Raw genomic sequence first — 12876 nt, 5'->3', positions numbered from 1 at the left:
GCCCGGCGGCGGGACCCCGACCGCGATCCCGGCCTGCAACCCGAGCGGACCCGGCTCGCCTGGCGCCGTACGACACTGTCGGGCACCGTCGCCGCCATGCCCGCGGGATACGAACGGTGAGCGCCCCGGCCGCCCGGCGGCGGGACCCCGACCGCGATCCCGGCCTGCAACCCGAGCGGACCCGGCTCGCCTGGCGCCGTACGACACTGTCGGGCACCGTCGCCGCCCTCCTGGCGGTGAAGACCGTGCTGCACGGCGGGGCGTCGGCGGCCGGGATCGTCGCGTGCGCCCTGTGCTGTGGGCTCTGGCTGGGCTTCCTCGGCATCGCCCACCGCCGGATCCGCACCCTCGCCACCGCCTCGAGCCCCATGGCGTTCGCGCCCCGGCACGCAGCGGCGGCGGTGTTGTGCACGGTGGCGATGGCGGCCTGCGGCGCCGCCCTCGTCCTCTAGGGCCCTCCCGGCCCGGCTCCCGCGGCGACTGCGACCCTCACTCGCCGTCGCTCTCCCAGTCCACCGTCACGACGATCTTGCCGCGGGTGCGGCCCTGCTGGTTCAGCAGGTGCGCGTCCGCCGCCCGCTCCAGGGGGAACGTCTCGTCGACGTTCACGCTCACCACGCCCTGTTCCGCCAGGTCAGCCACCCGACGCAGGTCCTGCGCGTCGGGGCGGACGAAGTAGTAGCGGCCGCCGTAGTTCACGACGTCGTTGTCGGCGATGGACACCAGGCGGCCCTCGGGAGCCAGCAGATTCGCCGACACCTTCAGCGCGTCCCCTCCGACGGTGTCGAACACCGCGTCCACCCCCTCCGGGGCCAGTCCGCGCACCCGCTCGCCCAGCCCCTCGCCGTACACCACCGGCTCCCCTCCCAGGCCCCGCACGAAGTCGTGGTTGGACTCGCTCGCCGTACCGATCACCCGGGCGCCCAGATGGACGCCCAACTGCACGGCGATCGAGCCGACACCGCCTGCCGCGGCGTGCACCAGGACGGTCTCGCCCCGCTTCACCTGAAGCAGTTTGATGAGCACCTGATACGCGGTGAGCCCGACCAGCGGCAGCCCGGCCGCCTCCTCGAACGAGAGGTTGCGCGGCTTGCGCGCGAGGGTGCGCAGGGGTGCGGCCACGTACTCGGCGAAGGTGCCACGGGAGAGGAAGTCCTCACGCACGTACCCGATGACCTCGTCCCCGACGTCGAACTCCGAGACGGCCACGCCGGGTCGTACGACGACACCCGAGACGTCCCAGCCGGGCACCACGGGGAAGACGGGTGCGAGGATCCCGTCGAGGTATCCCTCGCGGGCCTTCCAGTCGACGGGGTTCACGGCCGCCGCCCGGACCTTGACCAGCACCGCGTCGGGGCCGACCTTCGGGTCGCGGACCTCCCCGAACGCCAGCACCTCGGGACCGCCGTACCGTGAGTAGCTGATCGCCTTCATGGCTTCGACCTTCCGGTGTCGTCGCGGGGCACGCAAGCCGGATGGCCTGAACGAACCGGCCGAAACCTCCCCGGCCGCCTCCCGGGACGAGCCGTCGGCCTATCGTGGCTCCGATCACGTTTCGGCCCCGCTCTGGACGACATACCGACCGGTCGGCATCATGAGTCGGGAACTGTCCACCCTGCCCGTAGGAGCGACGCATGAGCCCCGACCATCCGCCCGGACTGGATCTCGACCGGTTGCGCGGCCTGCTCGACCGCGAGCGGCCAGGCCTGGTGAACGGCCCGCTGTCCGGCCGGCTGATCGAGGGCGGACGGTCGAACCTCACCTACGCGGTCTCCGACGGCAGCGAGCGGTGGGTCGTACGGCGGCCGCCGCTCGGTCATGTCCTGGCCACCGCGCACGACATGAAGCGCGAGCACCGGGTGATCAGCGCGCTGCACCCGACCGCCGTGCCCGTGCCGCGGCCGGTGCTGCTGTGCGAGGACGAGGAGGTGCTCGGCTCGCCGTTCTACGTCATGGAGTTCGTCGACGGCACCCCCTACCGCACCGCCGACCAGCTCGCCCCGCTCGGTCCGGAGCGGACCCGGGGCGCGGTGCTGAACCTGGTCGACACACTGGTGGAGCTGCACGCGGTCGACCCGGGCGCGGTGGGCCTGGCGGACTTCGGCCGGCCCGAGGGCTTCCTGGACCGGCAGCTGCGGCGCTGGGGCAAGCAGCTGGACGCCTCCCGCAACCGCGACCTGGACGGCATCGACGAGCTGCACGCCGCCCTCGGCCGCGAACTGCCCCACTCCCCCGCCCCGGCCGTCGTGCACGGCGACTACCGGCTCGACAACGTGCTGATCGGGGAGGACGACTCGATCCGGGCGATCCTCGACTGGGAGATGTCGACGCTCGGCGACCCGCTCACCGACCTCGGCCTGCTGGTCATGTACAGCATGCCGCTGGGCATGCCCGACTCCCCTGTCTCCACGACCGCCGAGGCCCCCGGGCACCCGGCGCCGTCGGAACTCATCGAGCGGTACGCCGCACGCTCGGGGCGTGACGTCCGCGCGGTCTCCTGGTACACGGCGTTCGCCTGGTTCAAGCTCGCCGTGATCCTCGAGGGCATCCACTACCGCTACACGCTGGGCCAGACGGTCGGCCGCGGCTTCGACCGCATCGGCGACCTCGTCCCCGTCTTCGTCCGGCACGGACTGACCACGCTCCACGAAGGCCTCCAGGAGGGCTGATCCACATGGACTTCGCTTTCGACGCGCGCACCGAAGAGCTGCGCGCCAAACTCCTCGCCTTCATGGACGAGTACGTCTACCCGGCCGAGGCCGTCGCGCACGAGCAGCGCGAGCGGCTCGACTCGCCGTGGGAGACCGTGCCCGTGGTCGAGGAGCTCAAGGCCGAGGCCCGCGGGCAGGGCTTGTGGAACCTCTTCCTGCCGGACTCCGAGTACGGGGCCGGGCTCACCAACCTCCAGTACGCGCCGCTCGCCGAGATCATGGGCCGCTCCCCGCAGCTGGCTCCGACGGTGACGAACTGCGCGGCGCCCGACACCGGGAACATGGAGGTGCTCACCCAGTTCGGCGACGAGCGGCAGCGCAAGCAGTGGCTGGAGCCGCTGCTTGCCGGTGAGATCCGCTCGGCGTTCGCGATGACCGAGCCGGAGGTGGCCTCCTCGGACGCCACCAACATCACCACGCACATCGAGCGGGACGGCGACGAGTACGTCATCACCGGCCGCAAGTGGTACATCTCCGGGGCGATGCACCCCGACTGCAAGATCTTCATCGTGATGGGCAAGACCGACCCGGACGGCGAGGACATCCGCCGTCAGCAGTCGATGGTGCTGGTGCCGCGCGACACTCCGGGCGTCACCATCGAGCGCGCCATGCAGGTGTTCGGGTACGAGGACCACTACCACGGCGGTCATGCGGAAGTGATCTTCGACCACGCGCGCGTGCCGGTCTCGAACCTGGTCGGCGAGGAGGGCGGCGGCTTCGCCATCGCTCAGGCGCGACTCGGTCCCGGACGGATCCACCACTGCATGCGGCTCATCGGCATGGCGGAGCGGGCCATCGAGCTGATGTGCAAGCGGGCCGTGTCCCGGACCGCGTTCGGGAAGGCGCTGGCGCAGCAGGGTGTGGTGCACAACTGGATCGCCGACGCGCGGGTGACGGTGGAGCAGTTGCGGCTGCTGGTGCTGAAGACCGCGTGGCTGATGGACACGGTCGGGAACCGAGGCGCGCACACCGAGATCCAGTCCATCAAGATCGCCACGCCTCGGGCGGTGGTGGACATCCTCGACCGGGCCATCCAGTTGCACGGCGCGGGCGGAGTGAGCCAGGACTTCCCGCTGGCGGAGCTGTACGCCGGTGCGCGGACGCTGATGATCGCGGACGGGCCTGACGAGGTGCATCAGCGGTCGCTGGCCCGACGGGAGCTGAAGCGGTACGTGTGACGCGGCGGGGCGGTGGGGGCTCTCCCCGCCGCCCCTCCTCCTGGCCGGGCGGCGGGGCCGCCCGGCTGTGGACGACGACTTTCCCCGCGCCCGGCGGGTCGTCGCCGCCGGGCGCACCGCGCTCGCCTCCCTGCCCGCCCTTACGGACGCAGCGCGCGAAGCAGCAGGTCGGCCAGGTGGTCCGCGACCTCCTGGGGACTGAGCGGGCCGTCCGGGCGGTACCACGTCGACAGGTGGTGGACCGAGCCGAAGTGGTAGTCGACCACCAGGTCAGCCGGGGTCGCCCTGGAGAAGACGCCCGCTTCCTGGCCCTCCTCCACGAGCGCGCGGAAGCGCTCGTGGTAGCGGCGACGCTCGGCGCGGACCTGCTTGTTCTTCTCGGGGCCGAGGTGGTGCATCGAGCGCCAGAAGATCATCGCGTCGTCGAGGTTGTCGATGGTGGTCACCACGACGTCCGCGGCCGCGGCCCGTAGCCGCTTCTCGACCGGCTCGTCGGCATCCGCCACGGCGTCCAGCCGCTCCTGCTGGATGCGCAGCACGCGCGCGTACACCTCGTGCAGCAGGTCGTCCTTGGAACCGAAGTAGTGGTACAGCGCCCCCTTGGTGACGCCGGCCGCCTCGACGATCTCCTGCACCGAGGTGCGGTCGTAGCCCTGCTCGGCGAAGAGCCGGGTGGCGGCGGCCAGGAGCCGCTGAGGCACGGGCGTGCCGTCCGAGTCCGTGGTCCTGGGCACTGCCGCCACCTGCCTTTCCGTTCTGCTGTCAGTTGCCTTGCGTACGGGAACGAAGTTCCCGACGGAGGATCTTCCCACTGGCCGTCTTGGGCAAGTCCGGCAGGATCTCCACCTGGCGCGGATATTTGTAGGCGGCCAGTCTCTCCCTGCAGTAGGCGGCGAGGGCATCCGGGTCCGTGTCGGCGTCCGGACGCAGGCTGATGTAGGCCTTGACCGTCTCCCCGCGATACCCGTCGGGCACTCCGACGACGGCGGCCTCGCGCACCGCCGGGTGGGTGTAGAGGACGTCCTCGACCTCGCGCGGCCACACCTTGAAGCCGGACGCGTTGATCATGTCCTTCTTGCGGTCGACGACGTAGAGCCAGCCCTCCTCGTCCATGAAGCCGATGTCGCCGGTGCGCAGTTCGGCGCCGGGGAAGGTAGCGGCGGTGGCGTCGGGGCGGCGCCAGTAACCGGGCACGACCTGCGGGCCGCGGACGACGATCTCGCCCTGCTCGCCGAACGGCACTTCACGGCCGGCGTCGTCGACGATCCGTACGACCGTGTCGGGGCCGGGCAGTCCCACGGCGAGGGTCCCGGACACCGGGTCGACCGGCGCCTGCAGACCCGGCGGCACGGAGGCGCAGGGCGCGGTGCACTCGGTCAGTCCGTAACCGTTGCGAAGGTACGGTCCGAAGCCGGCCCGGAACCTCTCCACCAGGGCGGGCGGCAGGGGGGCGCCGCCGGAGGAGATCACCCGGAAGGAGGAGAAGTGGTCGCGGGTGACGGAGGGGTGGGCGGCCAGCGCCATGAAGGCCGTGGACGGGCCGACCGTGTAGTGCGGGCGGTGCTCGGCGAACGCGTCGAGCACCACGCCCGGCTCGAAGCGGTAGGCGAGCACGAGCGTGCCGCCGCTGTTCAGGCAGGCGCCGAACTGGCACACCATGCCGGTGATGTGGAACAGCGGCGCCAACGCGAAGTAGACCGGCCGCTCGGGCAGCCCGAGTCCGGTCCGCTGCCGCTCGGCGTTGTACATGATGTTGCCGTGCGTGTTGGTGGCGCCCTTGGGGGTGCCGCTCGTGCCCGAGGTGTAGCTGATCAGCGCGACGCCGGAGGCGTCGGGGTCCCGGCCGGCGGGCGGCTCGTGCCCGGCCCGGGCCACGGTCATCAGGTCGTCGGCGTCCGGGGCCTTCGGGAGCCGCTCGAAGGTGAGCACCCGCGCGTCGCCGCGGCTCTGGAAGTCCAGCTCGCATCCGGTGAGCACGATCCGCACCGGCGAGTCTGCCGCCGTCTCGCGCAGATACGACTCCCAGGCCCGGTCCGAGCAGATCAGCGCGGCGACCTCGCCGTCCCGCAGGACGTGGGACACCTCGCCCGACTTGTACATCGGGTTGACGGGCACGACGACCGCGCCCGCCTTCCAGGCGCCCAGCACGGCGAGGACGAAGTGCGGGGAGTTCTGCAGCAGCACCGCGACCCGGTCGCCGTGCCGAAGACCGCGCGCCGCGAGGTGCCCGGCGACGGAGTCACTGAGCTCGTCGGTCTCACGGTAGGTCAGCCGGCCGTCGAAGTAGGCCAGGAAGTCGCCGTCGGGCGTCTCGGCCACGGCCCGGCGCAGGGCGTGCACGAGGGAGACGGCCGGACTGATCGCGCCCTTCTGGGCGTCGCTGAGCAGGTCGAGCCAGGGCTTGGCCGCGTAGCGGGACTCGGTCACCGGGTCCCCTCCCACTGCTGCTGGATGCGGTTCATGCCGGACAGCCACCGGTCGGGGTCACCGGCCCGGGCCTGGTGGTAGGCGGCGACCTCGGGGTGCGGCAGGATCAGGAAGCGGTCCTGCCGGATGCCCTCGATCAGGGCGTCCGCCACGGCCTCCGGCTCGATCGCGGTCGGCTGGAGCACCAGGTCGCCCGCGCTGCCGGTGGCGGCCAGCATGTCGGTGCGGACGCCCTGGGGACAGATGGCGTGGACCTTCACGCCCCGGTGCCGGTAGGTCAGCGACAGCCACTCGGCGAAGGCGAGCGCGCCGTGCTTGGTGACGGCGTAGGGGGCGGCCCCGATCATGGTGAGCAGCCCGGCGGCGGACACGGTGGAGACGAAGCGCCCGCCGCCGCGCTCCAGCCAGCCGGGCAGCAGCGCGTGGGCGGCCCGGACATGCGCCATGACGTTCACGTCCCAGGAGGCGGCCCAGGCCGTTTCGTCCAGCGGCCCGTCGGCGGCTCCGCCTTCGAAGGCGACACCGGCGTTGGCGCAGTAGACGTCGACGGTCCCGTCGAGCGCGTCCCGGGCGTCGGAGACGATCGCCGAGGCGTCCCCGGCCACGGCGATACCGCCGACCTCGTCCGCGACCTGCTTGGCCCGGTCGGCGTCCAGGTCGTTGACGACGACCCGGGCCCCCTCGGCGGCGAAGCGCCGGGCGAGCGCCGCCCCGATTCCGCCTCCGGCCCCCGTGACAACGACTCCGGCCCCTTGAAAGGCTCCCACCATCGGTCTCCTCAGTCGCGGCTCAGCAATGCCGTCAGACTAACCGGTCGGTATGTACCAGGGAAGGGGTGTCGGCGGCGCCCTCGAAGGGGCGCGGGGACGGCGCGACGGACCACGGACAGCCCGCGGGCTCCCCACGGGCCGCGGGAGCACATACCGTGCCCATGCCGACCGTCCCCGCTCAAGGAGGTCACCTCATGCGCCCTTCCAGACGAGCCGTCATCACCGCGGCCACGGCGGCGGCCGTCCCGGCCACACCGGGCACCGCCGCGGCCCAGCCCCACGGACGACTCCGCACCGGCTTCGAGCGACTCGCCCGCGACGGTTACGCCCTGCTCGAGGACCAGAAGGTCGGCATCGTCACCAACCCCACCGGCATCACCCGCGATGTCCGCCACATCGTCGACGTCATGCACGCCGACGACCGCGTCGGCCTGACCGCCGTCTTCGGCCCCGAACACGGCTTTCGCGGCACCGCCCAGGCCGGCGGCTCCGAAGGCCGTTACGACGACCCGGCCACCGGTCTGCCCGTCTACGACACGTACCTCAAGAGCGGCCGGCCGCTCGCCGACGTCTTCACCGCGTCCGGGGTCGACACGGTCGTCTTCGACATCCAGGACGTCGGCGCGCGCTTCTACACGTACATCTGGACCCTGTACGACTGCATGGAGGCCGCAGGGCTCGCGGGCAAGCGGTTCGTGGTGCTGGACCGGCCGAACCCGGTGACCGGCCGGACGGCGCTCGGGCCGGTCCTGCACAAGGAGTTCGCCACGTTCGTCGGGCGGCAGCCCATCGCCCAGGCCCACGGCATGACCGTCGCCGAGCTGGCACGGTTGTTCAACGCGGAGTTCCTCACCGAGCCCGTGCCACTGGAGACCGTGCGGATGTCGGGCTGGAAGCGGTCGGACTTCCACGACGCCTCCGGGCTGCCCTGGGTGCCCCCGAGCCCGAACATGCCGACGCCCGAGACGGCCCTGGTCTACTCGGGGACGTGCCTGTTCGAGGGCACGAACCTCTCGGAGGGACGCGGCACGACCCGCCCGTTCGAGTTGCTGGGCGCGGAGGGCGTCGACCGGCGCTGGGCGGCGGCGGCGAACGCACTCGCGCTGCCCGGAGTGCGGTTCAGGGAGGCGTACTTCGCGCCCGCCTTCTCGAAGTACCAGGGCCGCACGATCGGCGGTGTCCAGCTCCATGTGCACGACCGGGCCGCCTTCGATCCCGTCCGCACGGGGATCGCCCTGCTGGTGACCGCCAAGCAGGTCTGGAGCGGTTTCGCCTGGCGCCCGGACAACTGGATCGACAAGCTCACCGGCTCCACGCGCGTGCGCACGATGATCGACGCGGGTGCGGACACCGACGAGGTGGTGGCCGGATGGCAGGAGGATCTGGCGGCGTTCCGCAGGATGCGGCGGAAGTACCTCCTCTACCGCTGAGCCCGGATGCGCCCGTGACGTATGGCCAAGTTCCCCCGTTGGCAGGACCATGCGCCCACATCGTGGCGTCACCCGGGAACCAGGGGGCCTGTCATGGCGGATCCGGCGATGAGTGTGACTCCCTACTGGGAGCTGGCCTTCGACGCGGACGGGGACCCCGCGGGCCGCCGGCGCGACCGGCTGCTCGCCGGCGTGACCGAGCGGGGCGTGCGGGATCTGATCGTCTTCGCGCACGGCTGGAACAACGACCGCTCGGGCGCGACCCGGATGTACGACCGCTTCTTCGCACCCGTCCCGCGGCTGGCCCCGGCCGCCCGGGTCGGATACGTCGGAGTGCTGTGGCCCTCCATGCGGTTCTCCGACGAGCCGATCCCGGACTTCCCGCGGGCCGTGGCGGCCGATCCGCCGAGACGCCCGGTGCTGGACAAGGACACGCGGCACGCACTGCTGGAGACCTTCCCGGGCCGGGCGATCCTGGTCGACCAGATCGCCCGGCTGCTGGAGCAGCAGCCGCCTGAGGAGGCCGAGCTGGAGGAGTTCGGGCGGCTGGTGCGGGCGCTCGTGGAGGTGGTGGCGCCCGGGCCGCAGGCGCTGTTCGCGGCGGACACGGTGGCGGAGGGCGTGCCGCAGAGCGCCCCGGAGATGTTCGCCGGGTCGTCGGCGGCGGTCTGCGAAAGGTTCGCGCGGGCGCTGGCGGAGCTCGAAGCACCCGGCGCCCGGCAGCCGTTCAGGATGCCCAACCCCTGGGAGGGCGCCCACGAACTGCTGCGGCAGGCGACGTACTACGCGATGAAGCGGCGCGCGGGGACCGTCGGCGAGCGGGGTCTGGGCCGGGTGGTCGGCCGGCTCGCGAAGGCGGCGCCGGGCGTGCGCGTGCACCTCGTCGGACACAGCTTCGGAGCGCGGCTGGTGTCGTTCGCCCTGCGGGGCCTTCCCGAGGGCGTGCGCACGGTGAAGTCGGTGACGCTGCTCCAAGGGGCTTTCTCGCACTACGCGTTCGCGGCCCGGCTGCCGCACGACGCCCGTGCCGGAGGGGTGCTCCAGGGGCAGCAGAACCGCGTCGACGGGCCCCTGGTGTGCTGCCACTCCCGGCACGACGCGGCCCTCGGCACGATGTATCCGCTGGCCTCCCGGATGGCGGGCGACAGCCGGTCGGCCGCCGAGCCGGACCTGGGGCGGACCCTTGGCGCCAAGTGGGGCGCGATGGGCCATGACGGGGTGCAGGCGGTGCCGGGCACGCGCGCCTACACCCTCGCCGGGGCCCTGGAGGCGACACTGCCCGTCTCGGGGTGCGTGAACGTCGACGCGGCTGCGGTGGTCAGACGCGGCGGCCCGCCGGCCGGTGCGCACAGCGACATCCTGCACGCGGAGCTGGCCCGGCTGGTGCTGGCGGCGGGCCGCATCCGCTGACCCGCCGCCGCGTGGTGCGTCACCGGTGCGAGGTGAACTCCACGACCTGCTGGTAGGTCGGCCGGTTCTGCCAGCCGATCTTGCCGTGCTTGATGCCGCCGAGGGTGCGGTGGTTGATCGAGTCGGCACACCACTGGTCGCCCGCCGCGCACACGTCGTCGCCGGGGTAGACCTGAGCGGCGGTCTTGCCGGCCGCCTCCTTCAGGGTGCCGATCAGGATGTCCCGGCAGACGCCGAGGTTTCCGCCGCCGCAGTACTTCCGGGCCAGGGGGCCGTTGACCTGCTCACCGAGCACCGCGCGGACGTCCTTGTCGACGTAGCTCCACCAGCCGTACTGGAAGGAGCTTCCCGCGTGTGAGCCGGTCGGGCCGTGCGCGGCCGACGGGGACTCGTCGACTGGGAGGTTGGCGATGACGGCCGTGTACAGCTCGCTCCCCAGGCCCGGTTCGAACTCGGCCTTGACCAGCAGCGGCCACCAGGCGTCCAGGATGCGGATCGCGTCGGCGTCGGCGTACTTCTTCGAGCCGGCCGCGGTCTCCGTGCGCTTGCCGCCCGCGGCGACCCAGGCCTGGAGTCTGCTGACGGCGGCCGCTGCGGCGGGGTCGCTGACGGGCGAGCTGGTGACGACCTTCAGGAGCTCGGGCAGGACGTCCGCCGCCCGCAGATCGGTCAGCCCGGCGTCGGCCATGGCCTTCACCAGGGCGGCCCTGGTCACCCCTCCCTGCCGGACCAGCTTCTTCACCCGGTCCTCCAGGAGGTTGCCGCGGTGCACGGACCCGTTGCCCCAGGGCGCGGTGGTGTAGTCCCTGGCCTGCTTGTTGTTCCAGGAGACGTAGTAGTCCTGGTCGGTGGAGCGGGGGTGGGCGGAGGGCGGGGTGTAGTCGGCCGTGTTGGTCTCCGGCTCCCAGCCGCGCCACTCGTACGCGGGCCGCGCCCAGGCGGGGAACTCGGCGTCGACGCCGGTCGCCCGCACCGGGTTGTCGCCGCTGTTGTAGTACGCGGTGTGCTCGGAGTCGGCGTAGAACCAGTTGAAGGTGTAGTTGATGTGCTGCACGGCCTTCTGGAAGGACTCCGGGCCCTTGACGTAGTCCGGGTCGTTCAGCATCTGGAAGCCGATGATGGAGTCCGCCTCGTGCATGAAGGACGAGCGCAGGGTGGTGTAGGCGACCCGTTTGCCTCCGACCGTCGCGCGGTACTCGACGGGGCCGTACTTCGTGCGCCAGACGCGCATGGTGTACGAGCCGGCCGCGGTGCCGTCGGCGACCGTGGGCTTCCAGGCGTTCTTCCGCTCGATCTTCTCCATCGGCGTGCAGGTGCCGCGATACAGGTAGTGGTAGTCGTCCTGGCACAGCTCGACGGCGTAGGAGTCGATGATGTCCTGGCCGGACGTCGTGGCGCTCCACGCGTAGTCCTGGCCGCGGCCGAGCTCGACGTACATGCTCAGGCCCGCGAAGGAGGCGCCGCGGGCGCTGATGCCCGGTCCCTGGATCTCCTGGAGCAGCAGCAGCTGGGGGGCGAAGTAGCCGGTCTGCGGGCCGAAAACGGCGACGGGGTGGCCGCTCGCGGTGTGCTTGCCGCTGACCACGAGGGCGTTGGACATGCCGCGCCTTGCCGAGGACAGGGCGGCCTTCGCCGCTTCACCGGACGCGCCGGTCGCACGGGCCGTGGTGGCGCTGCCGGTGCGGTCGTACACGAGCGGTTCCGCCGTCACCGAGCCGGTGTCGGGCAGGGCGGTGCCCTGCGCCCGGTCGGGCTTGCCGCCGTACGGGAAGCTGCCGTCGTGCTGAGTGAGGACGGCCTCCGGATCGTTGCGCATCCGGAAGGACTCCCAGACCTTGGTGCCCTCGGTGACGCCGTACTTCTCCTGGGCGGCCAGCAGCGAGAGGGCGTTGTTCACCTCGCCGCCGCCGCCGGAGCCGAACAGCGTGCCGATGACGGAGGCCAGCGCGACCAGGTCCGTCATCTTGAAGTGTTCGATGGTCCCGGCGTTGGTGACTGAGTCCTTGTGCCCGGTGAGCACGTACTCACCGGGGAAGGAGCGTCCGCTGTCGGAGGCGTCGATGTAGGAGTTGATGCCGTCGAGGTAGGCCTTGACGTCGGCGAGAGCCTGCTGTCCGCGCTCGCCGTTGGTGGCGACGGCGTTGTCGATCTGCGCCTGCAGGTCGGCCTCGCTGTACGGGGCGTGCCTCCAGAACTGCTGTTCCAGGCCCTGGTTGGAGGGCGCACCGCCCGCGAAGGAGGTCAGCTGACCACGCCCGACGTGCCGGAAGACGTCCATCAGCCACAGCCGGTCCTGGGCTGCCGCGTAGCCGGCGCCGAACTCCGTGCCGTATCGGGTGGTACCGGTGATGTGCGGCACACCGGTCTTCTTGTCCCGGACGATCGTCACGTCGCCGCGCCCGGCGGGTCGGACCGTGGAGGCGACCTGGTCGGCGGGGACCCCGAAGGAGGCGTCGTTGAAGAAGGTGTTGATCCTGTCGTTGGTGAGGCCGGGGTAGCCCTTGGCCAGGCCCGCGTACGGCCCGAGCTGGTCCTCGGCGTGTTCGGGCTGAGTGCCGAAGGCCTGGTTCAGGAGGATCTGCGCGAGGGTGGCGTTGCCGTTCTGACCGGGCGGGAGGATGTCCGAGCACTGATTGCCGCAGTGGTCGTTCGCCGCGGCCCTGACCTGCGCGGTCGCTGTTTCCGAGGCGGCAGCCGGGGCAAGCGGCGACAAGAGACCTGCGATCAGGGCGCATACCGATGCTGTCTTCAGGAACCCGGGGATTCCGCTGGGAGTTCTCATTCCGTCGAGAACGGTGCGTGGGGCACGCCGTGGCATGGGGGGCTCCTCCCGCCGGGGGTGGGCCGGATGTTACCGCCGGTATCTCCCGGCTTGAAGATGAACAGGCGTCACTTTTTGGAGACAGCACAACAGGCACACGGACCACGGCAGTCGACTCGCGAGCCCCTT

General features: G+C 71.7%; 11 protein-coding genes. 6 read left to right on the top strand and 5 right to left on the bottom strand.

Annotated elements, in window-relative coordinates; genetic code table 11:
* Positions 1-33 precede the first annotated feature (33 nt).
* Positions 34-120 carry a DUF202 domain-containing protein gene (locus ACIQHQ_RS34950; protein ID WP_402620110.1) on the top strand — a complete coding sequence of 29 codons (87 nt, stop codon included), beginning with the start codon at positions 34-36 and terminating at the stop codon, positions 118-120.
* Entirely contained in the window at positions 117-452 is a 336-nt protein-coding gene (locus ACIQHQ_RS34945) for a DUF202 domain-containing protein (protein WP_402620053.1), read from the top strand. Before ACIQHQ_RS34950 ends, ACIQHQ_RS34945 begins: the two co-directional genes overlap by 4 nt.
* Before the next feature lie 37 nt (positions 453-489).
* Here ACIQHQ_RS34945 and ACIQHQ_RS34940 read toward each other — a convergent pair whose 3' ends face one another.
* The gene (locus tag ACIQHQ_RS34940; RefSeq protein WP_402620050.1) at positions 490-1434 is read right to left on the bottom strand and encodes an NADP-dependent oxidoreductase; all 945 of its coding nucleotides are present in this window, start codon (positions 1432-1434) and stop codon (positions 490-492) included.
* 200 nt (positions 1435-1634) lie between these two features.
* Here ACIQHQ_RS34940 and ACIQHQ_RS34935 point away from each other — a divergent pair, with 200 nt between their 5' ends.
* Positions 1635-2669, top strand: coding sequence for a phosphotransferase family protein (locus ACIQHQ_RS34935; RefSeq protein WP_402620047.1), 1035 nt, complete (start codon positions 1635-1637; stop codon positions 2667-2669).
* Between the two features lie 5 nt (positions 2670-2674).
* A complete protein-coding gene (locus ACIQHQ_RS34930; protein ID WP_402620045.1) occupies positions 2675-3889 on the top strand; it encodes an acyl-CoA dehydrogenase in 1215 nt (404 codons plus the stop codon).
* Between the two features lie 140 nt (positions 3890-4029).
* On the opposite strand, the gene ACIQHQ_RS34925 is transcribed toward ACIQHQ_RS34930, so the two are convergent.
* From ACIQHQ_RS34925 to ACIQHQ_RS34915, 3 genes are read right to left on the bottom strand one after another with little or no spacing between them, the layout of a single operon-like run.
* Positions 4030-4623 (bottom strand): TetR/AcrR family transcriptional regulator, encoded by a 594-nt coding sequence (locus tag ACIQHQ_RS34925; protein ID WP_402620043.1) that lies wholly within the window; start codon positions 4621-4623, stop codon positions 4030-4032.
* Between the two features lie 28 nt (positions 4624-4651).
* Positions 4652-6316, bottom strand: a complete 1665-nt coding sequence (locus tag ACIQHQ_RS34920; protein ID WP_402620040.1) for a class I adenylate-forming enzyme family protein — start codon at positions 6314-6316, stop codon at positions 4652-4654.
* Complete coding sequence (locus ACIQHQ_RS34915) at positions 6313-7086, bottom strand: SDR family oxidoreductase (protein WP_402620037.1); 774 nt, start codon at positions 7084-7086, stop codon at positions 6313-6315. The genes ACIQHQ_RS34920 and ACIQHQ_RS34915 overlap by 4 nt, the downstream gene beginning before the upstream one ends.
* A 194-nt stretch (positions 7087-7280) precedes the next feature.
* On the opposite strand from ACIQHQ_RS34915, the gene ACIQHQ_RS34910 reads away from it, so the two are divergent.
* On the top strand, positions 7281-8516 hold the full coding sequence (locus tag ACIQHQ_RS34910) for an exo-beta-N-acetylmuramidase NamZ domain-containing protein (protein ID WP_402620034.1): 1236 nt from the start codon (positions 7281-7283) through the stop codon (positions 8514-8516).
* A 93-nt stretch (positions 8517-8609) separates the two neighbouring features.
* Positions 8610-9926, top strand: a complete 1317-nt coding sequence (locus ACIQHQ_RS34905; protein WP_402620031.1) for a serine-threonine protein kinase — start codon at positions 8610-8612, stop codon at positions 9924-9926.
* A 19-nt stretch (positions 9927-9945) separates the two neighbouring features.
* Here the strand turns inward: ACIQHQ_RS34905 and ACIQHQ_RS34900 are convergent, their stop codons facing one another.
* Positions 9946-12744 (bottom strand): penicillin acylase family protein, encoded by a 2799-nt coding sequence (locus tag ACIQHQ_RS34900; RefSeq protein ID WP_402620028.1) that lies wholly within the window; start codon positions 12742-12744, stop codon positions 9946-9948.
* Between the last annotated feature and the right edge of the window lie 132 nt (positions 12745-12876).

It is taken from the genome of Streptomyces sp. NPDC092370, from assembly GCF_044755265.1.
Lineage (GTDB): Bacteria > Actinomycetota > Actinomycetes > Streptomycetales > Streptomycetaceae > Streptomyces.
The sequence above is the reverse complement of the archived record's forward strand: the minus strand, read 5'-3'. Positions and strand labels throughout refer to the sequence as shown.